General features: G+C 64.7%; 20 protein-coding genes and 1 pseudogene. 8 read left to right on the forward strand and 13 right to left on the reverse strand.

What is annotated here, in order from left to right:
* Positions 1 to 1,965: an AsmA family protein gene (locus tag CPBF1521_RS16970; protein WP_370659383.1), complete on the forward strand. Its 1,965-nt coding sequence runs from the start codon at positions 1 to 3 to the stop codon at positions 1,963 to 1,965.
* Between the two features lie 645 nt (positions 1,966 to 2,610).
* Here the strand turns inward: CPBF1521_RS16970 and CPBF1521_RS16985 are convergent.
* From CPBF1521_RS16985 to mtgA, 3 genes are read right to left on the reverse strand one after another with little or no spacing between them, the layout of a single operon-like run.
* A complete protein-coding gene (locus tag CPBF1521_RS16985) occupies positions 2,611 to 3,039 on the reverse strand; it encodes a CBS domain-containing protein (RefSeq protein WP_115677691.1) in 429 nt (142 codons plus the stop codon).
* Positions 2,999 to 4,045 carry a glycosyltransferase family 2 protein gene (locus CPBF1521_RS16990; protein WP_104582998.1) on the reverse strand — a complete coding sequence of 349 codons (1,047 nt, stop codon included), beginning with the start codon at positions 4,043 to 4,045 and terminating at the stop codon, positions 2,999 to 3,001. The genes CPBF1521_RS16985 and CPBF1521_RS16990 overlap by 41 nt, the downstream gene beginning before the upstream one ends.
* 2 nt (positions 4,046 to 4,047) lie before the next feature.
* Entirely contained in the window at positions 4,048 to 4,788 is a 741-nt protein-coding gene (mtgA, locus tag CPBF1521_RS16995) for a monofunctional biosynthetic peptidoglycan transglycosylase (RefSeq protein WP_115677692.1), read from the reverse strand.
* 74 nt (positions 4,789 to 4,862) lie between these two features.
* Between mtgA and hslO the strand changes: the two genes are divergently transcribed.
* The 3 genes from hslO (at position 4,863) to CPBF1521_RS17010 (ending at position 9,757) form a co-directional block, all read left to right on the forward strand.
* Positions 4,863 to 5,753 carry an Hsp33 family molecular chaperone HslO gene (gene hslO / locus CPBF1521_RS17000; protein ID WP_115677693.1) on the forward strand — a complete coding sequence of 297 codons (891 nt, stop codon included), beginning with the start codon at positions 4,863 to 4,865 and terminating at the stop codon, positions 5,751 to 5,753.
* A gap of 152 nt (positions 5,754 to 5,905) precedes the next feature.
* On the forward strand, positions 5,906 to 6,742 hold the full coding sequence (locus CPBF1521_RS17005) for an XOO1806 family protein (protein WP_180497030.1): 837 nt from the start codon (positions 5,906 to 5,908) through the stop codon (positions 6,740 to 6,742).
* Positions 6,743 to 6,982: 240 nt separating this feature from the next.
* On the forward strand, positions 6,983 to 9,757 hold the full coding sequence (locus tag CPBF1521_RS17010) for a TonB-dependent receptor (RefSeq protein ID WP_166767504.1): 2,775 nt from the start codon (positions 6,983 to 6,985) through the stop codon (positions 9,755 to 9,757).
* A gap of 98 nt (positions 9,758 to 9,855) precedes the next feature.
* On the opposite strand, the gene CPBF1521_RS17015 is transcribed toward CPBF1521_RS17010, so the two are convergent.
* Complete coding sequence (locus tag CPBF1521_RS17015) at positions 9,856 to 10,464, reverse strand: TetR/AcrR family transcriptional regulator (protein ID WP_104582993.1); 609 nt, start codon at positions 10,462 to 10,464, stop codon at positions 9,856 to 9,858.
* A 137-nt stretch (positions 10,465 to 10,601) separates the two neighbouring features.
* Between CPBF1521_RS17015 and CPBF1521_RS17020 the strand changes: the two genes are divergently transcribed.
* Together CPBF1521_RS17020 and CPBF1521_RS17025 are read left to right on the forward strand one after the other, a co-directional pair.
* Positions 10,602 to 11,525 carry an alpha/beta fold hydrolase gene (locus CPBF1521_RS17020; protein WP_181901267.1) on the forward strand — a complete coding sequence of 308 codons (924 nt, stop codon included), beginning with the start codon at positions 10,602 to 10,604 and terminating at the stop codon, positions 11,523 to 11,525.
* The gene (locus tag CPBF1521_RS17025; RefSeq protein ID WP_104582992.1) at positions 11,522 to 13,996 is read left to right on the forward strand and encodes an acyl-CoA dehydrogenase; all 2,475 of its coding nucleotides are present in this window, start codon (positions 11,522 to 11,524) and stop codon (positions 13,994 to 13,996) included. Before CPBF1521_RS17020 ends, CPBF1521_RS17025 begins: the two co-directional genes overlap by 4 nt.
* 247 nt (positions 13,997 to 14,243) lie before the next feature.
* On the opposite strand, the gene CPBF1521_RS17030 is transcribed toward CPBF1521_RS17025, so the two are convergent.
* Positions 14,244 to 14,597 carry a DUF1304 domain-containing protein gene (locus CPBF1521_RS17030; protein WP_115677694.1) on the reverse strand — a complete coding sequence of 118 codons (354 nt, stop codon included), beginning with the start codon at positions 14,595 to 14,597 and terminating at the stop codon, positions 14,244 to 14,246.
* A gap of 539 nt (positions 14,598 to 15,136) precedes the next feature.
* On the reverse strand, positions 15,137 to 16,498 hold the full coding sequence (locus CPBF1521_RS17035) for an NTP/NDP exchange transporter (protein ID WP_115677695.1): 1,362 nt from the start codon (positions 16,496 to 16,498) through the stop codon (positions 15,137 to 15,139).
* 334 nt (positions 16,499 to 16,832) lie between these two features.
* Between CPBF1521_RS17035 and CPBF1521_RS17040 the strand changes: the two genes are divergently transcribed.
* Both CPBF1521_RS17040 and CPBF1521_RS17045 read left to right on the forward strand, forming a co-directional pair.
* Positions 16,833 to 18,212 (forward strand): serine hydrolase domain-containing protein, encoded by a 1,380-nt coding sequence (locus tag CPBF1521_RS17040; RefSeq protein WP_104582989.1) that lies wholly within the window; start codon positions 16,833 to 16,835, stop codon positions 18,210 to 18,212.
* 473 nt (positions 18,213 to 18,685) lie between these two features.
* A pseudogene (locus tag CPBF1521_RS17045) lies at positions 18,686 to 18,835 on the forward strand (pyridoxine 5'-phosphate synthase); the annotation flags it as partial.
* A gap of 77 nt (positions 18,836 to 18,912) precedes the next feature.
* Here the strand turns inward: CPBF1521_RS17045 and CPBF1521_RS17050 are convergent.
* The 7 genes from CPBF1521_RS17050 to nudE form a co-directional block, all read right to left on the reverse strand.
* Positions 18,913 to 19,392 carry a histidine biosynthesis protein HisIE gene (locus tag CPBF1521_RS17050; protein WP_115677696.1) on the reverse strand — a complete coding sequence of 160 codons (480 nt, stop codon included), beginning with the start codon at positions 19,390 to 19,392 and terminating at the stop codon, positions 18,913 to 18,915.
* 1,019 nt (positions 19,393 to 20,411) lie between these two features.
* Positions 20,412 to 20,807 carry a glycine cleavage system protein GcvH gene (gene gcvH, locus CPBF1521_RS17060; protein WP_104533961.1) on the reverse strand — a complete coding sequence of 132 codons (396 nt, stop codon included), beginning with the start codon at positions 20,805 to 20,807 and terminating at the stop codon, positions 20,412 to 20,414.
* 144 nt (positions 20,808 to 20,951) lie between these two features.
* Positions 20,952 to 22,061, reverse strand: a complete 1,110-nt coding sequence (gcvT, locus tag CPBF1521_RS17065) for a glycine cleavage system aminomethyltransferase GcvT (RefSeq protein ID WP_115677698.1) — start codon at positions 22,059 to 22,061, stop codon at positions 20,952 to 20,954.
* Positions 22,062 to 22,383: 322 nt separating this feature from the next.
* Positions 22,384 to 22,719 carry a YnfA family protein gene (locus CPBF1521_RS17070; RefSeq protein ID WP_115677699.1) on the reverse strand — a complete coding sequence of 112 codons (336 nt, stop codon included), beginning with the start codon at positions 22,717 to 22,719 and terminating at the stop codon, positions 22,384 to 22,386.
* A complete protein-coding gene (gene mazG / locus CPBF1521_RS17075; protein ID WP_328589317.1) occupies positions 22,716 to 23,675 on the reverse strand; it encodes a nucleoside triphosphate pyrophosphohydrolase in 960 nt (319 codons plus the stop codon). Before mazG ends, CPBF1521_RS17070 begins: the two co-directional genes overlap by 4 nt.
* 174 nt (positions 23,676 to 23,849) lie before the next feature.
* A complete protein-coding gene (gene cysQ, locus CPBF1521_RS17080; protein ID WP_104582985.1) occupies positions 23,850 to 24,650 on the reverse strand; it encodes a 3'(2'),5'-bisphosphate nucleotidase CysQ in 801 nt (266 codons plus the stop codon).
* The gene (gene nudE / locus CPBF1521_RS17085) at positions 24,647 to 25,195 is read right to left on the reverse strand and encodes an ADP compounds hydrolase NudE (protein WP_164739160.1); all 549 of its coding nucleotides are present in this window, start codon (positions 25,193 to 25,195) and stop codon (positions 24,647 to 24,649) included. The genes cysQ and nudE overlap by 4 nt, the downstream gene beginning before the upstream one ends.
* Positions 25,196 to 25,220: the final 25 nt, after the last annotated feature.

Genomic DNA, 25,220 nt, shown 5'->3' on the forward strand with positions numbered 1-25,220 from the left:
ATGGCCCGCGTGAACAACGTGACCGACACCTCAGCTGCATCTCCTTCCCCCACGCCACGTCGTCGACGCTGGCTTGCCGGGTTCGCCATCGTCGCCGCCATCGTGGTGGTCTTCGTGCTGCTGTTCCAGTGGAACTGGCTACGTGGCCCGGTCGAGCGCCTGGTCAGTGCCAAGACCGGTCGCGAATTCCACCTCGGCTATCTGGATGTAAAGCTGGGACGCACGACCACGGTGCGCGGCAATCGGCTTAGCCTGGCCAATGCAGCATGGTCAAAGCGCGGGCCGATGGCCGAGCTCAACTCGGCCGAGATCGATGTCGAGTTGTGGCCGCTGCTGCGCGGCAAGCTGCGTCTGCCGGAAATCCGTCTGGATCACCCGACCGTCCTTCTGGAAGCCGGCGACGACACCCATCCCGGCAACTGGGTCTTCGATCAGGACGATGGCGATGGCACGATGCCGCGCCTTGGCCGCCTGCTGGTGAACAACGGGCGCCTGCAATACATCGATGCAGCCAATCGCTCGGATGTGGATGTGGCAATCAACAGCCTCGCCCCGCCGAGCAGCGACCAGCGTGCGGCGCCCATCGGCATCGATGGCAAGGGCCGCTGGAAGGGCTATCCCTTCACGCTCAAGGGCAACACCGCCTCGCCGCTGGAGCTGAGTCAGAGCGAGCATCCGTTCCGTATCGATCTGCGCGGCAGCGCCGGCGCCACCCGCACGCACGTGCGCGGCACCTTGACCAACCCGTTCCAGTTCCAGGTCTTCGATCTGCAAATGGCACTCAGCGGTCAGGACATGCAGGATCTGTATCCGCTGACCGGCGTAGCCATGCCGTCGACGCCGCCGTACAAGCTCGATGGTCATCTGCGCCGCAACGGCCAGCTCTGGCGCTACGAAAAGTTCACCGGCACCGCCGGCGATAGCGATCTGTCAGGTACCGCGGAAGTGGACCTGCGCAACAAGCGTCCGTTCCTGCGTGCGGATCTGGCGTCCAAACGCCTGGATTTCGACGACCTGGCAGGCTTCGTCGGCGCACCGCCGAAGACCGGCGCGAACGAGTCGGCAAACGCCGAACAGAAAAAGCAGGCCGCACAACTCGCAGCCAGCGCCCGCGTGCTGCCCAGCACGCCTTATGACCTGTCTAAGCTGCGTGCGATGGATGCGCAGGTGCGCTGGCGCGCGCAGCGCATCAATGCGCCGTCGTGGCCGCTGGACGACATGGACGCCTCACTGACCTTGAAGGACGGTCTGCTGCAGCTGGATCCGCTCAACTTCGGCGTTGCCGGCGGCGACATCCGCTCCACCATCCGCATGGATGCGCGCAACGAGGTGATCAACACGCAGCTCAAGGCCGGCCTTCGCGGCATCCGGCTGGATCAGCTGTTCCCCGACACGACGCTTGCCAAGCAGGCCTCGGGTGCCATCGGCGGCGAGTTCGATCTGCGTGGCCGCGGCAATTCGATCGGCGCGATGCTCGGTACCGCCGACGGCACGATCGGCGTCGGCATGGGCCGTGGGCATGTCGGCAACCTGATCATGGAACTGGCCGGGCTGGATATCGCCGAGTCGCTGAAATATCTGGTCACCAAGGACCGTCAGATTCCGGTGCGCTGCATCTTCGGCGACTTCGGGGTGCAGGACGGCCTGATGCAATCGCGTGCGCTGGCCTTCGACAGCACCGACACCATCATCGTTGGCGAAGGCAGCATCAGCTTGAAGGACGAGACGCTGGACCTGCTGCTGCGCCCGCGCCCGAAGGACCGCAGCATCCTGAGTCTGCGCTCGCCGTTGCGGATCGGCGGCAGCTTCAAGGACCCGACCTTCCGTCCCGACTTCAAGGCGTTGGGCCTGCGTGGCGCGCTTGCAGTCGGCCTGGGCATGATCGCCCCGCCCGCCGCCTTGCTCGCGACCTTCGAACCGGGTCCGGGCACGGATAGCGACTGCGGTGGCAAGTTCGCGAAGTAATCTCGCGGCAAGACCTTAGGCGACCAGCAAATCTGCCAAACGCTGCAGCGATGGTGGCAACGTGTTGAGCGTATGCATTGTCTTTGACGAGTGCACTTCTCAACAGACACACGCAGCGATGGCGAACAGCGTCATCGGTTCTTGCAGTCAGGATGCTCAGGCAAACCTCGGTGAGTCGTGCGCGGCACCTCACCGCTCGCAGGACGCGACGTGAATTCGTCCCTGGAAGCTCGGTGGCGGCATCCCTTCCGCTACTCGGTCCTGCAATCGGCGAGGACACCGCACCAGACAGTTGGCCGGCGCTCTTGTGAAAAGCTGTCTGTAGTGCGGTGTGCATCAGACGTGGAGCCGATCCGTCATGAGCGAACAGGGCCCATCCCGCACTGCTCTTACCCATGCGCACCGACCATCTCGATAGGTCCTTGCCCGCTCACCGTCGCGGGACCTTACGCGGCATGGATGCCGCGTAAGAGCCTACAAGGACGTACTTGCGGCGTGTCCTGCGATGGTGGGCGGGCAAGGGCCCTGCAATAGGCTGCAGATCAAACCCCCTGACACTCATCTCTCTGCCCGCCACACTCATCAAGCCAGCCCGGGCAGAAGCGCCGCTCAATGCAGAACGCAGGGAACCCAGCCGGCACGGCTCTAGCTGGCGATGTAACGCTGCAATTGATCGATATCGTGCTGCTGGCGCTCGATCACCGCCTTGACCAGATCGCCGATGGAAATCACGCCCTGTACGCGCCCGTTGTCCAGCACCGGCAGATGCCGGAAGCGTCCGTCGGTCATCAACTGCATGCAGCGCTCCACCGTGTCCGACGGCAACACCGTCACCACCTGGGTGCTCATGATCTCGGCAACACTGGTGGTCGATGAGGCGCGGTCGCGCAGCACCACCTTGCGCGCGTAATCGCGCTCGGACACGATGCCGACCAGCCGTGGTCCGTCCATCACCAATACCGCACCGATGCCTTTCTCGGCCATCATCCGGATCGCCTCGATCACTGCAGCGTCTGCCGCCACGGCGAACACCTCAACCTGCTTGGTCCCCAATAGCTGTCGTACGGTCTGCATGGCCCGCTCCGCGCTTGGTCTGGTGGTCGCAGACTACTCCCACCACGCCGCGGTGGGTATCGACCAGGTACAGCGGACGCTGCTTGGCCTCGTCATATAACCGGCCCAGGTATTCGCCGATCAGGCCCAGGGCAATCAGCTGGATGCCGCCAAGGAATAGGATCACCGACATCATGGTCGGCCAGCCGGCCACCGGGTCGCCCATCAGCGCCGCCTTGATCACCACCCAGCCACCGAACAGGAATGCCACCAGCGCGGTAAGCAAGCCCAGATAGGTTGCCGCGCGCAGCGGCACGGTGGAAAAACTGGTGATGCCATCCAGCGCGAAGTTCCACAGCCGCCACACCGTGAACTTGCTGCGCCCCGACAGCCGCGGCGCACGCCGATACGGCAGCGCCACCTGGCGAAACCCGACCCAGCCAAACAGCCCCTTCATGAAACGGTGGCGCTCGCGCAGCTGCTGTAAGGCCTCCACCACCCGCGGCGACAGCAGTCTGAAATCCCCGGTATCGGCGGGAATCGGCGTGCGCGACAACTGCCGGATCACCCGATAGAACGCATGCGCCGCGCTGCGCTTCAACCAGCTCTCGCCCTCGCGAAAAATCCGCGTGCCGAAGATGTTGTCGTAACCGGCGCGCCACAGCGCGACGAATTCGGGAATCAGCTCCGGCGGGTCCTGTCCATCGGCATCGAGCAGCACCACCGCACCGGGCAACACATGGTCCAGGCCGGCAGAAATGGCCACTTCCTTGCCGAAATTACGCGACAGCCGCACCGCGCTCACCTGCGGGTCGGCATCGGCAAGCGCCTGCAGCACGCTCCAGGTGCCGTCGCTGCTGCCATCATCGACATACAGCACATGCGTCTGCACGCCATGCAAGCCCGCCAGCACTGCGCACAGGCGCGGATGCAGCTGCGGAATGCTGGTCTCCTCGTTATAGGCCGCAATCACCACCGTCAGGCGGTCTGCTGCCAACGGCAGCTGGGCGGGGCCGGACGTCTGCATGCTCATGGTGCCTGCAGATACGCGGGGCCACCCAGCTGGCGCGCCTGCCGCTGGATCCATGCCGCCCGCCGTTGCACATAGGCGCCGGGACGACGTGCGTCATAGCGGCGTGGCGAAGGCAGTACCGCTGCCAGACGCGCCGATTCGCCCGGCGACAGCCCCGCCGCATCCTTGCCCCAGAACTGCCGGGCAGCGGCCTGCGCGCCGTACACCCCGTCGCCGAACTCGGCAACGTTGAGATACATCTCCAGAATGCGCTGCTTCGGCCACAACAACTCGATCAGCACCGTGTACCAGGCCTCCAGGCCCTTGCGCAGCCAACTGCGGCCCTGCCACAGGAACACGTTCTTGGCGACCTGCTGGCTGATCGTGCTGGCCCCGCGCACGCGTCCGCCGCGCGCATTGTGGTCGCGCGCCTTTTCGATCGCCTGCAGGTCGAAGCCGTGATGCAGCGGAAACTGCTGATCCTCCGCAGCCACCACCGAAATCGGCAGGCTGGCGGCGATCCTGTCGTAGTCGCGCCATTGCTGGTGCAGCGAAAAACGCCAGTCGCCCTCGCCCCAGGCTTCCAGATAGCGCCCCACCATCATGCTGCTGACCGGCGGATCGATCACCCGCAGCACCAGCACCTGCAGCACGCTCGCGGCAGCGAACAGCAGCGGGGCCGCCAACAGCCAGCGCAGCCAACGCCCCGCGCGCCGCGGTGGCGCCACCTGCTTGCCATCCAATGCATCCGTCCCCATTGTTCGCTACGACCTTTCATTCCGATGCTCGTTGCATTATCCGGCAACCGGCGTCCCTTACGTCCGATGTCCCCATGACCGATCACGATCAGCTTTCCCGTTTCCTGCTGCCTGCCGCTGGCGTGCGCGGCGTCCATGTGCGCCTGACCCAGGCCTGGCACGACATCCAGGGGGCGGCCGACTACCCGCCCGCCGCCCGCCAGTTGCTCGGCGAAGCAGCGGTGGCCTCAGCCTTGTTCACCGGACACACCAAGGTCGACGGGCGCCTGTCGGTGCAACTACGCGGCAACCAGACCCTGCGCACCCTGTTCGCCGAATGCACCGCAGCCGGCACCTTGCGCGGCATCGTGCAGCTGGCCGACGGTGCCGATGCGCCCGCCGACCTGCGCGAACTGGGCGAGGCCGCGCTGCTGGCGATCACCATCGAGAACCCCGGCCTGGACCCGCGTGAACCACAGCGCTACCAGAGCCTGGTCGGCATGCAGGCGCCGGACCTGGCCGAAGCCTTCGAAACCTATTTCCATCAGTCCGAGCAGCTGCCGACCCGGCTGCTGCTGGCCGCGGGCCCGGACCAGGCCGCCGGCCTGTTGCTGCAAAAGTTGCCTGGCGACGAAGGCGACAACGATGGCTGGACCCGCATCGGCGCCCTGTTCGACACCCTGGGCGCACCGGAACTGCTCTCGGTCGCCAGCGAGGACCTGCTGCACCGGTTGTTCCACGAGGAAGACACCCAGTTGCTGGGTAGCAAGCCGCTCAGCTTCGGCTGCTCCTGTTCGCGCGAGCGGGTCGCTTCGATGCTGCAATCGCTGGGCGAAGACGAGGCGCGTGCCGCTGCCGAGGCGACCGGCGAGGTCGAGGTCCGCTGCGAGTTCTGCGGGCGTGAGTATCACTTTCCGTTGACCGCGCTGGACGTACTTTTCAGCGGGGCGCAGCCGTCATTGGACGCGCCGGAAAGGTTGCAATAGATAGCGTTGGTGCTGCATTCCGGGGAACGCGGCTACTTGTTAAATAATCATAAACGCCCTAGCATTCTGATTGCCCGCTCTCGGGAACTTAACAACTGCCCCTGGGTCTGAACTCTGGTATGCGACACCTTCTTCGCCTTCCGCTCGCTTTGCTGGTTGCCCTCGCGGCAGCCACGGGTGCGCACGCGCAGTCGGCATCCCAGCAGTTGCGCGAGAGCACCATCCTGCCGGTGTGGAACAAGGGCAGCGGAAAGGTCGAAGCCTTTCTGTACCTGGAGCCCACTGGCGAGCAGAAGGCTGGCGCACGCTGGCACTTCGGTCGCAACTCGCTGGACGCGGCCTTCGGCCTGACCTCCGGCGATTCGCTGGGCCTGATCTGCAACAGCAGCCGCGGCACCAACATCAACGGACTCGCCAGCCACTGTCTGCTTGCAGGCATCGGCGACGACGAGGAAGACAGCGCCGCAGCATCGCGCCGCGTCTCGGCCACGCTGGGCTTCAACCGCGCTGGCGCCCGCGCCGGCGTCACCGCCGGCACTGGCCGCGACACTCTGCCGGCCTGGTTGATCGGCGCCGGCAAGGCACCGCTGACCCGCGTCGAACAGAACGACCTGACCGTATTCGGGCAGAAGAACATTGGCCGCGAAGGCTTCGTCTCGATCGGCGGGACCTATGCGCGCGCGCGCCTGGTGCCGCTGGCCGACGTTTCGCCGGCGATCGCCGACCAGTGGGACAGCAAGACCCTGAGCGTCGGTGGCGGCTACGGCGCCTTCAGCGCCAACGTCATCGGCCGCGTCGTCGATGTTCCCGGCCAGCCGGAAAAGTGGGAAGGTCTGGGCCTGGGCCTGACCTGGCGTACCCCCTGGAGCGGCCAGTTGACGGTCGGCGCCGAGAACGTGATTTCCCGTGGCAAGAACCCGTTTGCGCCGAGCAACGAAAGCAACAGCGACGGTACGATTCCGTACGTCCGGTACGAGCAAGATCTCTAAGTCATTGATTTGAAGTGATTTAACGTGACGCCATCGGCCCGCAGCCGGTGGCGTTTTTCGTTCTGGCCATGTGCCCCACGCCGCCTTTCACGCCTTTCTTCTTTTTCGTTAACGGGACTTTAATTTCTCGCATAACGCATATACCATCGGTTCACCCTGACGTTTTGGATCCGCTTCTTCGGACCCCCCGACAGGCAAACAACCCTTGGCAGTACCCAAGATCACTTGGAGAGAGAGCTAATGAATTGCAAGTCCAACAAGCTGCGCGATGCAGTCGTCCTCGCGCTTGTCGTGGGCGTCGGCGGTACCGGTACCGCCATCGCTCAGGAAGCCGGCGGCACCACCAATCTCGACAAGATCGAGGTGACCGGTTCGCGCATTAAGAGCGCAGACGTTGAAACGTCGCAGCCCGTCCTGACGCTGACCCGTCAGGATATCGACAAGCAGGGCGTCACCTCTGTTGCCGATGTGTTGCAGCGCGTGGCAGCCAACGGCGCGGCGCTGAACCGCACCTTCAACAACGGTGGCGACGGCAGCTCCGGCATTGCGCTTCGCAACCTCGGCAGTGCACGCACCCTGGTGTTGGTCAATGGCCGCCGCTGGACCACAGGCCTGGACGGCAGCGTCGACCTCAACACCATTCCCACTGCAATGGTTGAGCGCATCGACATCCTGAAAGATGGCGCTTCCACGATTTACGGCTCCGATGCCATTGCCGGTGTGGTGAATATCATCACCCGCAAGAACTTCGACGGCGCCGAGGCCGGTGTCAACGTTGGCCAGTACAGCGATGGCGATGGCCAGCGCCAGGCGTACGATTTCACGATCGGCACCACCACTGACCGCGCAAGTTTGTTGCTGGGCGCTTCCTACGTGCAGGAAGAGTCGGTCATGGCGGGCGATCGACAGATCTCTGCTGGCGGTCCTCCGTTCTTCAGTGGTCAGAGCGGTACCGGCTTCCCGGGCTCGTATGTGCGCAATGGCGCGCGTCGCATCCTGATCAATGGCGTCGAAACGCCTTACGTGGCCAACGTCCACGGTTACAACACCGCGCCAGACAACTACCTGCTGACCCCGCAGGAACGCACCTCGCTGTTCGCTCAAGGTAGCTTCAACTTCACCGATAACGTGACGTTCCGTACCGAGGCGATGTACAACGAGCGTAAGTCCGAGCAGCTGCTGGCAGCAATGCCGGTCACCGGCCTGACCTTGAGCGCAGATAGCCTCTACAACCCGTTCGATCAGAACCTGACCGGTGTCAACCGCCGCTTCATCGAAACCGGTGGCCGCTCGTTCAATCAGAACGTCAAGAACTGGCACTTCTACGGTGGCCTGGAAGGTTTCTTCGAATTTGCCGACCATAGCTTCGACTGGGATGTGGGCTATCGCTACGACAAGTCCGATCAGAACGACCTGACCTACGGCCTGTTCAACCTCGCCAACCTCAATAGCGCCTACGGCCCCTCTGAGCTGCGTGGCGGCGTGCCGGTATGCGTTTCCGCGCCCGGCGGTGATGTGATTCCCGGATGTGTTCCGGTCAATCCGCTGGGACCGCGTGGCTCGATCAGCCAGGCGGCGCTGGATTACACTAGCTTCACCGCGCACGATTCGTCCTCCGTCGAGTCCAAGGGCTATACAGCCAATCTCAGCGGCGACATCGTCGATCTCCCGGCTGGCCCGCTTGCCTTCGCTGCCGGCTACGAGTATCGCAAGGAGAGCGGCCAGTTCGATCCGGACGCGTTTATCGCAGCAGGCCTCAGCACCGGCAACGGCGCGCGCCCGACCGCAGGCTCCTACAGCCTGGACGAGTTCTATCTGGAACTCTCGGTCCCGGTTCTGGCAGATCTGCCGGGCGCCCAGCTGCTCGACTTCAGCTTGGCGACTCGTTATTCGGACTACAGCAACTTCGGCGATACCGTCAATAACAAGTTCGGTTTCCGCTGGAAGCCTATCCAGGACTTGATGATTCGCGGTAACTACAGCGAAGGCTTCCGCGCTCCGAGCATTAACAACCTGTTTGCCGGCAACGCCGACTCGTTTGAAACCTACGCCGATCCCTGCTCGATCCAGGCAGGTCAGCTAAGCAATCCGGTCGTGGCCCAGAACTGTGCTGCAGCCGGCGTGCCCGCCAATTTCGTGCAGCCCGGTGCAGGTACCGGCGCCAAGCAGACGCTGGAGCCTTTCACCTACACCTCCAACGAGCAACTGCAGCCGGAAACATCGACCAGCCGCACCCTCGGTTTTGTGTTCAGCCCGAGCTTCGTGCAGGGCCTGAATGTCACCCTGGACTGGTGGCAGATCGAAATCGAAAACGCCATCACGCGTCCGGAAGCACAGTTCATTCTGGACAAGTGCTATGGCGGCAGCGCCGGCGAGCAGGCTGAATATTGCAGTCTGATCACGCGTGACCCCAACTACAGCGATGGTGCCTATACCGTCACCAACATCAACATGCCGCTGTTGAATCTGGCCTCGTACAAGGTTGAAGGCTGGGATCTGGGCATCAACTACCGCTTGCCGGAAACGGCCTTCGGCCAGTTCACCATCAGCTGGGATTCGACCTATCTTTCGAGCTGGGAAACCAAGGCGACTGCAGACTCCGAGCTGGAACAGTTCCAGGGTCGTTACCTGAATCAGGATCCGTACTGGCGCATTCGTTCCAACCTCTATGTCGACTGGTCGTTTGGCGATTTCGGCATCAATTGGGGTCTGCGCTACAAGTCCGGCATGGAAGAAGTCTGCCCGTTGTCGGCGACACTGGCGCAGGCTTACTGCTCCGAGCCTGACCGCGTTACTGCCGATGGCGCATCGCCGCGCAACCACATCGGTGCGACCACGTATCACGACATCCAGGTGCGTTACAGCACTCCTTGGAATGCGACGGTATCGGTTGGTTTGAACAACGCCTTCGACAAGGATCCGCCGGTCGCGTACAGCACCGCGTACAACATGTTTGACCCGCAGTACGACCTGCCGGGCCGCTACATGTACATGCAGTACCGTCAGCGCTTCTGATAGAGCCTGCCGGATGAACACAACTACGGCCCCAAATGGGGCCGTAGTTGTGTTTGAAGTTCAAAAAGGAAGGGTTGGACTCACCCAACGCGTGTTGGTTATCCCGGAATCAACGTCTGGATCACATGCTCGACGTAGGCTTCGAAGTCTTCGCGGGCTTGCTTGGGCTGCTGCAACTGCAGCGAGAGTTGCAGGAAACCGACGTAGGCGGCGTAGGCCAGGCGCGCACGGTGTTGGGCGTCGGTGCGGCTCAGACCGGCTTGGCGGAACGAGGCGATCAGGTAGTCGAGACGGCGCTGCGAGACGCGGTCGATGACCGGACGCACGGCCGGGTGGTCAAGTGCCTTGAGCAGTTCGCTGTAGATGACATGCGGTTTGACTTCGTGCGCGACCAGCTGGAACAGCGCGCGCAAGCGTGCGCTGGGATCCGGGACGTCTTCCAGGCTGCCGAACACTTCCTTCTGTTCGAAGATCTCCCAGCGTTCGAGCGCTGCCTGCAGCAAGGCATCGCGGGAGGGGAAGTGCCAATAGAAGCTGCCCTTGGTCACGCCGAGACGGCGTGCCAGTGGCTCCACTGCGACGGCGCCCACGCCTTGTTCGGCGATCAGGTCCAGTGCGGCCTGCGCCCAATCGTCCGCACTGAGGCGGTTGCCGCGACCGGACGTGGCGCGGGGCGTGGTGAGGCTCGGGTCGGGGATATCGTTCATTGACGCGATTTAACCATACGCTTGCGTCAGTTGCAGTATGCATCACACAACGGACACACAACTGCCACGATTCAATGGCTTAACCGTCCATACCAGGCAGTATTGACAGTGGCCTGGGCAGGTCCATACCATAAGGTATGGTTTCCTCTCCTTCTAGCCTTGCCCACAGTGCGTCCAGCATTCGCATCACTGCTGGCGATACCTCGCTTGCGGTGTCGGAGCGAGGCGCGGGCAATGCAGCGACGGTGCTGCTGGCACATGGGTTTGGACAGACCCGGTACGCCTGGGAAAGCACTGCGGCTCGACTGGCCGACGCTGGCTACCGGGCGCTGGCCTACGACGCGCGCGGTCATGGCGACTCCGGCTTCAACGACGTTGGCCTGCCCTACTCGGCAACGCAATTCACCGATGACTTGATTGTGCTGGCGGGCGAGCAGGCCGCGCCACCGGTGCTGGTCGCCGCATCGATGGGCGGCTTGTTCGGCCTGCTTGCGGAGGCGCGCTGGCCCGGCCTGTTTCGCGCGATCGTCCTGGTCGACATCACGCCGCGCTGGGATACCGCAGGCGTGGAGCGCATCCTGCGTTTCATGACCGCGCATCCGGAGGGTTTCGCATCGCTGGATGCCGCTGCCGACACAATTGCCGCGTATCTGCCGCAACGCCCGCGCAAGACGGCCGAGCAGCTGCAGGCCTTGCTGAGGCAGCGGGCGGACAACAGGTGGCACTGGCATTGGGATCCGCGGCTGGTCGATGAGCTGGCAGGTCAGGACCCGTATGCACAGCAGCAGACCTTGCTGGACGCCGCCGCGCAGGTGCGTTGCCCGCTCCTGCTGATCAGCGGCGGGCGCAGCGATCTGGTCACGCCGGACACCATCAGCGAATTCCTGTCGATCGCGCCGCATGCGCAGCACGTGCATCTGCCCGATGCCACGCACATGTTGGCCGGCGACGACAACACCACGTTTACCGCAACCGTGTTGCATTATCTGGACGCACTGCCCCCGGTTGGCACCATCGCAGCGTCCAACATTACCGAGCATGTCACTGGAGCAAGACCATGAGCATCGTTGCACCGTTTCTCTTCGTCATCCTGGCGGCGGGCATCGCTGCCTATCACCGCATGCGCCTTGCCACCTGGGTTGCGCTGAGCGCCTGTGTGCTTGTGGCCTGCTGGTTGCTGGGGGCCAATCTCACCGCGACCATCGTCGCTGCCGTGCTGGTGGTGCTGGTCTCCGCGCCGGTGCTGTTGCCGTTCCTGCGCAAGCCGCTGCTGACCACGCCGCTGATGGGTTTCTTCCGCAAGGTACTGCCGCCGTTGTCGCAGACCGAACGCATCGCACTGGAAACCGGCTCGGTGGGCTTTGAAGGCGAGCTGTTCACCGGCGACCCGGATTGGCAGAAGCTGCTCAACTACCCCAAGCCGCAATTGACCGCCGAAGAGCAGGCATTTCTGGACGGCCCGGTCGAAGAGCTGTGCAAGATGGTCAACGACTGGGAGATCACCCATGTCCACGCCGATCTGCCGCCGGAGCTGTGGGAGTACATCAAGAAGAACAAGTTCTTCGGCATGATCATTCCCAAGCAGTACGGCGGCCTGGGCTTCAGTGCGCTGGCGCATCACAAGGTGATCCAGAAGCTGTCCTCGATCTCCAGCGTGGTCAGCTCCACCGTCGGCGTGCCCAACTCGCTCGGGCCGGGTGAGCTGTTGCTGCATTACGGCACGCCGGAACAGAAGGACTATTACCTGCCGCGCCTGGCAGTGGGTGCCGAGGTGCCGTGCTTCGGCCTGACCGGCCCGTTCGCCGGCTCCGATGCGACCTCGATCCCCGACTACGGCATCGTCTGCAAGGGCGAGTGGAACGGCGCCAACGTGCTCGGCGTCAAGCTCACCTTCGACAAGCGCTACATCACCCTGGCGCCGGTCGCCTCGCTGATCGGCCTGGCATTCCGCGCCTACGATCCGGATGGCCTGATCGGCGACAAGAAGGACATCGGCATCACCCTGGCGCTGCTGCCGCGCGAGACTCCCGGCGTGGAAATCGGCCGTCGCCATTTCCCGCTCAATTCGCCGTTCCAGAACGGCCCGATCCATGGCGAGGAAGTGTTCATCCCGCTGAGCCAGTTGATTGGCGGCGTGGAAATGGTCGGCAAGGGCTGGAACATGCTCAACGAGTGCCTGGCAGTGGGCCGCTCGATCACCCTGCCCTCCACGGCCAGCGGTGGCGGCAAGTACGCCGCGGTGGTCACCGGTGCGTATGCGCGCATTCGCAAGCAGTTCGGTCTGTCGATCGGCCGCTTCGAAGGCGTGGAAGAAGCGCTCGCACGGATCGGTGGCAAGGCGTATGCGATCAGTGCGTTGTCGCAGGCCACCGCCGCGGCGGTGGACCGTGGCGACGTGCCGTCGGTGCCGTCGGCGATCGCCAAGTACCACTGCACCACCATGGGCCGCGAAGTGGTCAGCGACATGATGGATGTGATCGGCGGCAAGGGCATCATCCTGGGGCCGCGCAACTTCGCCGGCCGTGCCTGGCAGGCGGCGCCGATCGGCGTGACCGTGGAAGGCGCCAACATCATGACCCGCAGCCTGCTGATCTTCGGCCAGGGCGCGATCCTGTGCCATCCGTGGGTGATGAAGGAAATGCAGGCGGCGCAGGATCCGGATACGCGCCGTGGTCTGGAAGCGTTCGACCAGAGCCTGTTCGGGCATATCCGCTTCGGTATCTCCAACGCGGTGCGTTCGTTCTGGTTCGGGCTGACCGGCGCACGCATCGGTGCAGCGCCGGGCGATGCGTACACGCGTCGCTTCTTCCGCAAGCTGGATCGTTATTCCGCCAACCTGGCGTTGATGGCCGACGTGTCGATGCTGATGCTCGGCGGCAAGCTCAAGTTCAAGGAGTCGCTGTCCGGCCGGCTGGGTGATGTGCTGAGCCACATCTACCTGACCAGCGCGATGCTCAAGCGCTATCACGACGAAGGCGCGCCGGCGACCGATCAGCCGCTGCTGGCATGGGCGTTCCATGACAGCGTGCACAAGATCGAAACCGCGCTGTCGGCGGCGCTGCGCAACTTCCCGATCCGGCCGGTGGGCTGGTTGATGTGGCTGCTGATCTTCCCGCTGGGCCGTCGTGCCGAAGCGCCGGGCGACCGCCTGGGGCACCGCGTGGCATCGATCCTGATGACGCCGAACGAAGCGCGCGACCGCCTGGCCCAGGGCGTGTTCCTGACCCCCTGTGCCAACAATCCGGGCGGGCGTATCGCCAGCTATCTGGCCAAGGCCGTGCTGGCCGAGCCGGTGGAGCGCAAGTTCCTCAAGGCGCTCAAGACCAAGGGCATCGAAGCGCTGGGTTTCACCGCACAGCTGGACGAGGCGGTGGCCGAAGGCGTGATCACCGGCGACGAGCGCAGGCAGCTGGAAGAGTTGCGCGAGATGATGATGGACACCATTACCGTGGACGACTTCGAGCCGCACGAGTTGCGAGCGGCCAGCTACTACGACAAGCCGCAGGCCCAGCAACCGCGCGAAGCAGCGTAAGGCGCAGGGCAAGGTGACAGCAGACGACGGCGGGCTTCGGCCCGCCGTCGTCGTGTGTGGAGACCGGCTGGTGTAGAGACCGACCATCTCGCGGCTGCCTGCCTGTCGCCGTGGTCTTCGGCCAGTTCACCGCGCCTGCAGCCTCAGCGTGCTGCCAAGGTAGGAGCGGACCTGGCCGCGATGAGGCATTACCGGTGACGCCCCGTCGCGGCCGGGTTCGCTCCTACAGAAGGCGGGGAAGGCCGCCTCAGCGCGGCAACCACAGCAAGGCCAGGGCAATCAGCGCGGGCAACGCCTGCACGACGAAGATGCGACGGTTGACGCTGCAGGCGCCGTAACAGCCTGCCACGACGACACATCCCAGAAAGAAGCCAAGCACATCGGCCCGGGCCTGCAAAGCACCCCAGAACAGTCCCGCAGCCAGGAAGCCGTTGTACAGCCCCTGGTTGGCTGCCAGCACGCGCGTGGCCTGTGCCTTCTCGAAGGTATTACGAAAGGTCTTCAGGCCCAGCGGCCGCGTCCACAGGACCATCTCCAACACCATGATGTAGACGTGCAGCAGAGCGACACACAGACCAGCGACGATGGCGAACAGGGACATGGCAGACCGGCATGGTGGATGTGGCGGCCAGCATAGCCGCGATTGCGGCCCTGCTACTCGGAACAGGCGGCGGAACCCGGCGCGCCGGCAAGAGACGGGGGATGTGTAGGACCTGCATGCATGATCGGGCGTCGCGGCTGCGGACATCGGCGGCGTGTCCTGCGATGGTTGTTGCGCGGGCACAAGTGCTGCAGCCAAGTTGCAGATCAAGCGCTCTACACCTGATCTATCTGCTCGCCACGCTCGCCCAAAGGCAAACGCGGCTAGTTCAAACAGCGGCATCGCTTAGGTGCAGCCCACCGCCAAGGTCAAAAGCTCAGTCAGCCGAGCACGCAGTGCCCTCTCCGGTTGCGGGACACGCCGTTCATGCCCTGCTTGCCTGTGCGCACCGACCATCTCGACCGGTCCTTGCCCGCCCACCGTCGCGGGACCTTACGCGGCATGGATGCCGCGTAAGAGCCTACGAGGACGTACTTGCGGCGTGTCCCGCGAGGGTGGGCGGGCAAGGGCCCCGCAGCCAGGCCGCGTGTTGACCGCTCCTAGTCGGAGACCTGATTGCCAGTCTCCGCATCGCGCTCTGCGGGCAGTTTGCGCGCCTCGCGCAGCAGGCCGAACGCGCCCAGGGTCATGCACGAGGCCACCAGCAGGCCGACACCGAACACTGCGCTGGAGCCGAAGGCCGACACCAGCTTGTGCACCCAGACGAAGGTGAGATCGCCACCGCGGTAGATCACGGTGTCGATCGCCGCACCGGCCTTGTAGCGCCACTGCCGATCCACCCGCGTGTACAAGGTCTCGCGCGCCGGCTTGGCGAGGGCGAACTCGCTGGAGCGGGTGATCACCTGCACGATCGCAAGCATCATCGGCAACGGCGAGGCCGTCAGCACGGCATAGCCCAGCGTGATCGCCACGCCCGGAATCAGCAGCGCCGGCGCGATGCCGAAACGCGACAACAGCGCGCGCGTCACCAGCAGCTGCAGCACCAGGGTAAGCGCATTGATTGCCAAGTCGATGCTCGCGTAATAGGCGGTGGCCGCCGCCGCGTCGCTGTAAAGCCGCCGTACCAGCGCCGCCTGCTCGTTGTAGAGCAAGGTGCCGACGCCCACACCGAACAACACCATGAAGGCCAGCCAGCGCAGCAACGGCTCGCGCACGATCAACTTGAGCCCGCCCAGCACATCGCCGCCCATCGGCACTTCGCCGGAGCTCAGCTGTCGCTGCTGCTCGCGCGCAACCGCCCACAAGCGCAGGCGCAGCACGCAGACCACGCAGACCGCCAAAAACCCGGCCGACACCAGCATCAGATGCGCGATGCCGATGCGTTCGACCAGGGTGCGGGTGAGGATCGGCCCGAGAAACGCACCCAGCGTTCCGGCCGCACCGATATAACCGTAGTAGCTGCGCGCTTCGGCATTGCTGAAGACGTCGGCCATGAAGCTCCAGAACACCGCCACCGCAAACAGGTTGAAGACGGTCACCCACAAGAAGAACGCCATGCCGCGCCCGGGCACGCCACTGTCGAACAACACATAGAACAGCAGCAGGGTCGCGATGAAGAAGCCATAGACCGCCGGCAGGAACACCCGGCGCGGATAGCGGCTGACCAGCGCGCCGTAGACCGGCTGCAGCAGCACCATGATCAGGAAGGTGCAGGTGAACAGCACCTGCAGGGTGAAGTCCTTGAGCGGCATACCGTGCGCGGCGAAGAAGGCGATCATGCCGGTGGGGAAGATCGCTTCCACATCCGCCGACGCGCTCATCGCCTCGCGCACCGGGCGCAGCACGTAGTAGCCGCTGAGCAGGCAGAAGAAGTACAGGAACGACCATGCCAGCGGCGGCGAGCTGCGCAGCGCCGCGTTCAAACGGCCAGCCGCCGAGCGCGGCGAAGATGGGCTGGTCATAGGGTGAAGCTCGCTCGCATCAACGGGCGCGACAGCAAGGACATGGCAGCGGCGGCACCCCGCGAAACAAGCGCGCAAGTTAGCCGATGCCGCGCTGCATCACCAGCGGCAGCGGGCAGGACGCAGCAAATCGATCGCGGCTGGAGCAGGCACGCTGCTTGCATTTGCTTCCGCACGGGCTCCCAGTGGCGCTGGAAAGGCGCCGCGCAGGCCGATTTATGAACCTAAAATCGTCAATAGGATCAATATGATGCCCATTCATCTTCCGGCAGTTTGTGCTATTGCGAAGCGCAGCGCTAGAATCATCGGAGGCAGCGGAACAGGCGGGACAACCATGACTCAAATGCGCAGGCGCCGACGGTTCCGACCGTTGGCCATCGGGCTGCTCGGGGCGTTATTGCCTCTGGCCCTCTCTTCCACCGCACAGACACCCGCGCCCGCTGCCTCTGCGCTGCAGCCGGCCGCCATCGTGCAGTCGCCCACCGCTCCGCTGCAATACCGTGCATCGCTCCCGGCCAGCCAGGTGCTTGCCCCGGCGGCCGGTTTCGACGTGGCCGCGTTCGAATCGATGGCCAACCAGTTGACCTACGGCAATCGCCTGCCCGGCATGGCGATGGCCATCGTGCAGGGCGGCAAGGTGCTCAGCGCGCGCGGCTACGGCGTCACCGACGTCAATCACCCGCAGCCGGTCGATGCCCACACCGTGTTCCGTCTTGCATCGCTGTCCAAGGCGTTTGCCGGCACCATGGCCGGGTTGCTGGTCAACGACGGCGTGCTGCGTTGGGACAGCAAGGTGGTGGACTACGTCCCCGGCTTCCAGCTCAGCAATAACGTCGCCACCCGGCAACTCACCGTCGCCGAGGTGCTCAGCCACCGCGTCGGGCTGACCCGCAATGCCTACGACAACGATATCGAATCGAACGTCGACTACTACTCGCTCAGCCACAAGCTGGCCGCCGCGCCGCTGCGCTGCGCCCCGGGCGATTGCTATGCATACCAGAACGTGGCCTTCAGCCTGGTCGGGGATGTGGTGTTCGCTGCATCGGGCAGCTTCTACGAGCAGTCGGTGGAGCGCCGCATCTTCAAGCCGCTGGGCATGAACGATGCGAGCATGGGACTGGCCGGTATCCAGGCCAGCCCGCGCTGGGCGCGCCCGCACGTGCGCAGCCGCAACGGCTGGGTGTCGCTGACGCCCAAGCCGACCTACTACCGTCTTGCTCCCGCTGCCGGCGTCAATGCCAGCGCCAGCGATATGGCGCAGTGGCTGCTCGCGCACACCGGCCACCGCACCGACGTGCTGCCTGCGCCGCTGCTGGCGACGCTGCACGCGCCGCTGATCTCCACGCCAGGGGAGATGCGCTCGGGTTGGCGCCACGAGCGTGTGGACGCTGCCAGCTACGCGCTGGGCTGGCGCGTGTTCGACTACGCCGGCCACCAGGTCGTCTTCCATGCCGGCGCGGTGCAGGGCTATCGCGGCCTGGTCGCGCTGCTGCCCGAGCGCGATCTCGGCATCGCGATCATGTGGAACGGCGAGAGCGGCCTGCCCTCCGGCATGTTGCCGACCATTCTGGATCGTGCGCTGGGCCTGCCTGCCAAGCGTTGGCTGGACATCGACGTGGATGGCGACTTCGGCAGCGAGAACATGCTGGCCGAGCGTCCCGATCCTGCCGGCAAGGGTGCCTCGTCCGGCAAGTCGGTGGCATCCCCGCGCTAAGCGGAGCTTGCTACGCTCTCGCACACAGGCGGCTTCGGCCGCCTGTGTTGTTTCTGGCCCGCAGCGGGACCGGGTCGAGTGTTTGGACATCGGTGGCCGGCAGGCTAACCATCGCTCCATCGCCATGGCTACCGATCATGGCCAACGCATGCCTGGACAACCTTGTCGCGTGCGCGCAAAGGAGCTAGCCAAGAAGCGAGCGGACAACTCACCTTCCGCGCGATGCGACCGAGTGCATCTCTCCCGCTTCGCACTGACCGACACATCAGCGCGACACCAAGCGATGGCGGCACTACCGGTCGGGACAGACGATGGCCCGTTGCGCGGGCGGCGCAGCAGCCGAGTCCACCAGCAGCACTGGACCCGGGAAGCGAGTGGCGAGTGGCGAACGGCCATTGGCGCCAGTGCGGCGATAGGCACAGTCACCCGGCCTGACATCCCGCCAAGCGGCGCGCGATGCGTTGGGTGATCGCAATCGGTTTGCGCCACCGCGCGACGGTTATCCAGGTCTGCTGGCGTTATGCCGTGCCACGCGGCCCGAGCAGGTCACCCTGGTACCGGATGGCGATGGACTGCGACTGTCTGCGCGCGATCGGCATTCACCGGATCATGGCCGCCGTGGGCGAGCCAATAAAAAAGCTCCCTCCCCGCTGGGCGTCGGGGAGAGAGCTCGATGTCTACGGCGATCGGGTAATGCAGATCAGATCAGCGGCGCCGGGGTTGCGGGCAGCGCGACCGGAGCGGCCTTCTTCTTGCGAACGGCCGGCTTCTTCTTGGCGACCTTCTTCACAGCAGGCTTCTTGGCGGCAGTCTTCTTGGTGGCGGACTTCTTGGTCGCCTTCTTGGCAACTGCCTTCTTCGCGGTCTTCTTCACTGCCTTCTTGGCGGTCTTCTTGACGGCCTTCTTGGCGGCGGTCTTCTTGATCGCCTTCTTTGCAGTCTTCTTCACTGCCTTCTTGGCGGCAGTCTTCTTGGTTGCCTTCTTTGCAGTCTTCTTCACTGCCTTCTTGGCGGTTGCCTTCTTTGCAGTCTTCTTGACGGCCTTCTTGGCAGCAGTCTTCTTCACTGCCTTCTTGGCGGTTGCCTTTTTGGCGACCTTCTTGACTGCCTTCTTGGCGGCAGTCTTCTTCACTGCCTTCTTGGCAGTGGGTTTCTTTTTCGCAGCTTTTGCAGTGGCCATGTAATTGGCTCCTCGTCAGTGAACTATGGAGGTGAAACGCCCAGTTGAAGCAAACCCCGCAACGGCACGCCGTCGTCGGGAACCGTCCGCAGGTAATGCGCGACGGGACGGATACAGAAACACCCGCATCAGACAGCGACGCGGGTGCGTGATCGGAGCGACTGCTGCTTTCTTGGAGAGAAGCGGACCCAACTCCACCGTGGATAACGCTTTGGTGGACATCGGGAACAAGCGTGTCGGCTTGGTGTCGATTCTGCTCACTCTCTTTCGCAGCAACGTCTGCTGGGCGAAACCTAATCACGCTTTTTTTTACTGTCAACACTCTTTTGCATTTTTTTTTCGACAGCTGGTGGCGATGTGTCCTGTCGAGGTGGTCCCAAGACGCCGCGCGATGGCACGCGCAGCTGCCCTTCGCATGCAGTGGTGCAACGACGTTTTCAAAAAAGCACTTCTTTTGTGCTGTTTTTTTTTTGCGAGGCAAACAAGCGCGATGCTCCCCACTGCACCGACGTCGCGGCGCAGGCGTGGTCGCCGCAGCGTGCGCCGCCTGTCCGCCAGCTGAAAATTTTTTATCCGCCAACCTTGCTCAAGGCGTCGCACAAGCAGAAATGCGCAAACTTCTTGCGCAGTTCTCGCCCCGTATGTGCATCGGCATGCGCTGCCAACGGCATGCGTTGCACACCGTGTCCGAGGTTGGATGCACGCGATGCGGCAACCGTTTTTCACCGGCTGCACGCCCTCTCCTCACGACTGGCTCACGCCAGAAATCCGACACCGCGACAGTCGCGTCGTGCTCGACGATGTGGCGTGCGCATGTTCCCGGCGAGGTCGTCGCTGTCGAACATCGACAAACACCTGGACTGCGATCGACGGCCGTCGCTGGCCGGTTGCACGCCGATCGGCAACGCGCACGCCATCGCCAGGCGGGGACGGCGTGCTGCCACCGCCGCGCAGGCAAAAAAAATGGCCGCTCCAACGAGCGGCCATCCGGATTTTTTGGTGCGACGTGCGAAGCGAGGTCAGTGCGCGTCGTCTTCCAGCAGCTCGGCGTAGTCGTCCGGCGACAGCAGATCGTTGAGCTCTTCCTTGTCGTCGAGTTCGACCACGAAGATCCAGCCATCGCCGTAGGCGTCCTCGTTGATGGTTTCCGGCTTGTCGGTGAGTGCGCTGTTGACCTCGACGACGGTACCGCTGACCGGGCTGTAGACGTCCGAGGCGGCCTTGACCGACTCCACCACCGCTGCGCCATTGCCGACCTGCACGGTGTCGCCGACGCCCGGCAGTTCGACGTAGACCAAGTCGCCCAGCAAGCCCTGCGCATGGTCGGAGATGCCGACGGTCACGCGGCCGCTGCTTTCGACGCGGGCCCACTCGTGGGATTTGAGGAACTTGAGGTCGCCAGGGATCTCGCTCATGGGTGTGCTCCGGGGAAACTGATGGGTTGGGGACAGGTGGCTAGTTTAGACCGCACGACAACACAGGTGCACGCGCGTGCCGGCCGATTGGCGGCGATGGATGCTGCACGCTGCCGGACGTTGACCTGCCCGGCAGCGTTTGACTCACTCGCCAAGGACGCCGGGCTGCGCCTGGCCGTCGCGCACGAACGGAAACTTCACCGCGCGCAACGGCACCTGCTTGCCACGGATGTCCACGCGCAAGTCGTCGATGCTGCCGGCCGGCACGCGCGCGAATGCGATCGCCTTGCCGAGGGTGGGCGAGAACGTGCCGGACAGGATCTCGCCTTCGCCGCTGGCACTGAGCACGGTCTGGCCATGCCGCAGCACGCCCTTCTCATCCATCACCACACCGATCAGCTGACGCGGTGCGCCCTGCGCCTTTTGCGACTCGAGCACGGCGCGACCGACGAAGTCGCGGCCTTCGTCCAGGGCGATCGTCCAGGCCAGCGCTGCCTCGTATGGACTGACCGTGTCGTCCATGTCCTGGCCGTAGAGATTCATGCCGGCTTCCAGGCGCAAGGTATCGCGCGCGCCCAGGCCGGCCGGCTTGACGCCCTGTGCAAGCAGGGCGTTCCAGAACCCCACCGCGGCCTCCTGCGGCAACACGATTTCGAAACCGTCTTCGCCGGTGTAGCCGGTACGCGCCAGGAACAGCTCCACGCCCTCGCGCGAGCGCGTCTGCAGCGCTGCGAAACGGCCGAGCTTGCTGGCCGCTGCGGTATCGGCCGGGTCCACCAGCGCGATGACCTTGGCGCGTGCGTTGGGGCCTTGCACGGCGATCATCGCAAAGTCGCCGCGCTCTTCCACACGCACCTCGAAGCGGGCAGCCTGCTCGCCGATCCACTGCATGTCCTTTTCGCGGGTGGCGGCGTTGACCACCAGGCGGAAGAAGTCCTCGCGCAGGAAGTAGACGATCAGATCGTCGATCACCCCGCCCTGCGGATTGAGCATGCACGTGTACAGCGCCTTGCCGGAGACCTTGAGCTTGTCCACCGAATTGGCGAGCAGGTAGCGCAGGAACGCGCGCACGCGTGGACCGTGCAGGTCGACCACGGTCATGTGGCTGACGTCGAACATGCCGGCATCGCGACGCACCTGGTGGTGCTCGTCCAGCTGCGAGCCGTAGTGGATCGGCATGTCCCAACCGCCGAAGTCGACCATCTTGGCGCCAAGCGCACGATGGGTGTCGTTGAGGATGGTCTTCTGGGTCATGCGCACCGGTCCAAGGGAAAGAGGTCCATTATCGCCGCCCGGCCGCGCTTGGGGGAACGGCGCAGTACGCGGCAGTGCGCGGCCGCGCCCTGTCGGTTGGCCGTGGTGACCAACGCCTTGAACGCCCCCACCTATTGCGTGCGATGAAGCAGTTGTCCGCCTGCCCGCCTGTCCGTCGCGCGCGACCGTCGGCGTCTACGATCGCGGCCACGCAAGTGCCGCGGTGGCTCGCCACCCCGGGGCACCTGGTCTTCATTGCGTCCCACCGCACCGAGCAGGCAGCCGTGGTTTGCGCCGCGCAGACGCCGGCGCGCGTACGCGCTCAGGCGCTGCGCGGCGAGAACATGATGATCGCCATGCCAAGCAGGCAGCAGGCGGCGCCCAGCAGATCCCAACGCGTCGGCGCCACTCCGTCCACCCACCACAGCCACAGCAGTGCGCTGGCGATATAGACCCCGCCATAGGCGGCGTACACCCGCCCGCTGGCATCGGGATGCAGGCTCAACAACCAGACGAAGATGGCCAGGCTCAATGCCGTCGGCAGCAACAACCAGATGCTGCCGCCTTTGCGCAGCCACAGATAAGGAAGGTAGCAACCGACCAGCTCGGCGACCGCGGTGGCGGCGAACAGCAGCAGCGTGCTCGGTGCGAAATTCACGCGCGGCCTGACCTGTCCAGGCCCTGCGTGTCGACATCAGCCTGTTGCTGCGCCGAGAGGTCGGGTGCCCGATCGCTGCGCACCGGCGTGGCAGTGACAGGCGTCGCGGCGCCCGGTTGGTCGGGAATGGATGGAGCGCTGCCTCGTTCGCCGCGCTTGACCTGTTGCCACAGCGCCTCCTGCTCGTGCAGCGATAGCGCGGCCAGCGCGGTGCCATCCGCCTGTGCCTGCGCCTCCATGGCGCGGAAGCGGCGCTCGAACTTGAGATTGGCATGCCGCAGCGCCGCTCCCACGTCGACCTTGGCATGGCGCGCCAGGTTGGCGCAGACGAACAACACATCGCCGAGTTCGTCTTCCAGCCGTGCCTGGTTGTCGGCGACCGCACCACGGGCAAACTCCACGCGCAGCTCTTCGATTTCTTCCTGCAATTTTTCCAGCACCGGCGCCGGGCCAGGCCAATCGAAGCCGACCCGAGCCGCGCGCGATTGCAGCTTGGTGGAGCGCTGCCACTCCGGCAGGCCGCGTGCGATGCCGGCGAGTGCGGAGTCGTCCTGATGGCCCGCTGCGCGACGTTCGGCACGCTTGATCTGCTCCCAGTTGGCGCTCACCGCCTGCGCGTCGTCGGCGCGCTGCTCGGCGAAGACATGCGGATGGCGGCGCACCAGCTTGTCGCTGAGCGTGGCGACCACCTCGGCGAATCCGAATGCGCCCTGCTCGGCGGCCATCTGCGAATGGAAGACCACTTGCAGCAGCAGGTCGCCCAACTCGTCGCGCAGACCCGCAAGGTCGTTACGGTCGATGGCGTCGGCGACTTCGTAGGCTTCCTCGATGGTGTACGGGGCGATGCTGGCGAAGGTCTGCTCCACATCCCACGGGCAGCCATGCTCAGAATCGCGCAGACGCGCCATCAGTTGCAGCAAGCGCTGGATGTCGCCGGTCGGCGGGGACTCAGACATGGTGTCTTCCTGATAGGTGTGGTGCAGCTGAGTGGCGTGCCAAGGCGATGCCGCCGGCACGTGCCGTAGCAGCTGATGGCAGGCGATGGGGAAGCACTGCGCCGGACATGGCGGCGTCGGCACTACGCGCCGCCACCGGAGCCATCCGGCGAGCGCGCAGGCCGCCAGCGCTGCTCACACCAGCCAGCTGCGCCACGGCAGATTGGGATCGCCCAGCGCGATGAAATCGCCATTGAGCAAGGTGTCGCGGCGGTTGTAACGGAACGGTTTGCCGGTGCCGCCGGCCAGCAGCACACCGCCGGCGGCATGCAGCACGCACTGGCCGGCCGCGGTGTCCCACTCGGAGGTGGGGCCGAAGCGCGGATACACGTCCAGGTCGCCCTCGGCGATGCGGCAGAACTTCAACGACGACCCTTGCGCGACCACGTCGATCTGGCCCATGCGCTCCAGCGCGGCGGCGGTGCGCGCGTCGCGATGCGAGCGACTGGCGGCGACCCGCAGCGGCGTGGCCGCCGGCGTGCGCGTATGCAGCATCTCGTCGCGATCGCCATCGCGGCGGTAGGCATTCTCGCCCCGGGCGGCATACCAGACCCGGCCATCGACCGGCGCCTGCACCACGCCGAGCACCGGCGCACCCATGTGGATCAGTGCGATGTTGACGCTGAACTCGCCGTTGCGCTTGACGAACTCGCGGGTACCGTCGAGCGGATCGACCAGCCAGTAGCTGGTCCAGAACTGCCGGTCTTCCCAGGCCACGTGCGCGGATTCCTCCGACAGCACCGGCACATCCGGGGTGACCCGGCGCAAGCCGTCAACGATGACACGATTGGCGGCCAGGTCGGCCTGGGTCAACGGGCTGGCGTCGTCCTTGAGCTCCACCGCGAAATCCTGCGCATAGACATCCATGATCGCCGCCCCCGCCTCGCGGGCAATGGCGATCACGGTTTCGCGCAGTTCCATCGGGATGCGGATCATGGATTGCGCTCCAGCCACTCGCGCGCAATGAACAAGGCGGCCAGCGAACGGCCTTCGGAAAAATCGTCGCGCAGCATCAAGTCGTCCAGACGGGCGATCGGCCAGGGCACCACTTCCATCTCTTCCGGCTCGTCGCCGACCAGGCGCTCGGGATAGAGGTCGCGCGCCAGCACCAACCAGGATTGGTGACTCATATAAGTAGGAGCGAGCGTCATTGCGCGCAACACCTGCACCTGGCGCGCGCCGTAGCCGGCTTCTTCCTTGAGTTCGCGGTCGGCGGCCTGCTCCGGCGTTTCGCCGGCATCGATGCGGCCCTTGACCAGGCCCAGCTCGTAGCGATGCACGCCGGCGGCGTACTCGCGCACCAGCAACACGGTCTGCGCATCCAGCATCGGCACCACCACCACCGCGCCATGGCCCTGGCTGAGTTGACGCTCGTAGAGGCGACGCTCGCCGTTGGAAAACTCCAGATCCAGCTGCTGGCGACGGAACGGCCCGTCACCCAGATCGGTGATCTTGTGGATGGTCGGCAGGCGCGGGCTCATGCGCAGCACGCAGCGGCGGAGCCGA

This window comes from Xanthomonas euroxanthea, from assembly GCF_900476395.1.
Classification (GTDB): domain Bacteria; phylum Pseudomonadota; class Gammaproteobacteria; order Xanthomonadales; family Xanthomonadaceae; genus Xanthomonas; species Xanthomonas euroxanthea.

What these genes read in the sequence shown, in the direction of transcription:
- CPBF1521_RS17030 (WP_115677694.1), bottom strand. Translation starts at nt 14,597, where the DNA reads ATGTCCCTGTTCGCCATCGTCGCTGGTCTGTGTGTCGCTCTGCTGCAC.
- gcvT (WP_115677698.1), bottom strand. Translation starts at nt 22,061, where the DNA reads ATGACCCAGAAGACCATCCTCAACGACACCCATCGTGCGCTTGGCGCC.
- CPBF1521_RS17020 (WP_181901267.1), top strand. Translation starts at nt 10,602, where the DNA reads ATGGTTTCCTCTCCTTCTAGCCTTGCCCACAGTGCGTCCAGCATTCGC.
- CPBF1521_RS16990 (WP_104582998.1), bottom strand. Translation starts at nt 4,045, where the DNA reads ATGCAGACGTCCGGCCCCGCCCAGCTGCCGTTGGCAGCAGACCGCCTG.
- hslO (WP_115677693.1), top strand. Translation starts at nt 4,863, where the DNA reads ATGACCGATCACGATCAGCTTTCCCGTTTCCTGCTGCCTGCCGCTGGC.
- CPBF1521_RS17015 (WP_104582993.1), bottom strand. Translation starts at nt 10,464, where the DNA reads ATGAACGATATCCCCGACCCGAGCCTCACCACGCCCCGCGCCACGTCC.
- cysQ (WP_104582985.1), bottom strand. Translation starts at nt 24,650, where the DNA reads ATGATCCGCATCCCGATGGAACTGCGCGAAACCGTGATCGCCATTGCC.
- CPBF1521_RS16970 (WP_370659383.1), top strand. Translation starts at nt 1, where the DNA reads ATGGCCCGCGTGAACAACGTGACCGACACCTCAGCTGCATCTCCTTCC.
- CPBF1521_RS17050 (WP_115677696.1), bottom strand. Translation starts at nt 19,392, where the DNA reads ATGGCCACTGCAAAAGCTGCGAAAAAGAAACCCACTGCCAAGAAGGCA.
- nudE (WP_164739160.1), bottom strand. Translation starts at nt 25,195, where the DNA reads ATGAGCCCGCGCCTGCCGACCATCCACAAGATCACCGATCTGGGTGAC.
- mazG (WP_328589317.1), bottom strand. Translation starts at nt 23,675, where the DNA reads ATGTCTGAGTCCCCGCCGACCGGCGACATCCAGCGCTTGCTGCAACTG.
- gcvH (WP_104533961.1), bottom strand. Translation starts at nt 20,807, where the DNA reads ATGAGCGAGATCCCTGGCGACCTCAAGTTCCTCAAATCCCACGAGTGG.
- CPBF1521_RS17010 (WP_166767504.1), top strand. Translation starts at nt 6,983, where the DNA reads ATGAATTGCAAGTCCAACAAGCTGCGCGATGCAGTCGTCCTCGCGCTT.
- mtgA (WP_115677692.1), bottom strand. Translation starts at nt 4,788, where the DNA reads ATGGGGACGGATGCATTGGATGGCAAGCAGGTGGCGCCACCGCGGCGC.
- CPBF1521_RS17035 (WP_115677695.1), bottom strand. Translation starts at nt 16,498, where the DNA reads ATGACCAGCCCATCTTCGCCGCGCTCGGCGGCTGGCCGTTTGAACGCG.
- CPBF1521_RS17025 (WP_104582992.1), top strand. Translation starts at nt 11,522, where the DNA reads ATGAGCATCGTTGCACCGTTTCTCTTCGTCATCCTGGCGGCGGGCATC.
- CPBF1521_RS17040 (WP_104582989.1), top strand. Translation starts at nt 16,833, where the DNA reads ATGACTCAAATGCGCAGGCGCCGACGGTTCCGACCGTTGGCCATCGGG.
- CPBF1521_RS16985 (WP_115677691.1), bottom strand. Translation starts at nt 3,039, where the DNA reads ATGCAGACCGTACGACAGCTATTGGGGACCAAGCAGGTTGAGGTGTTC.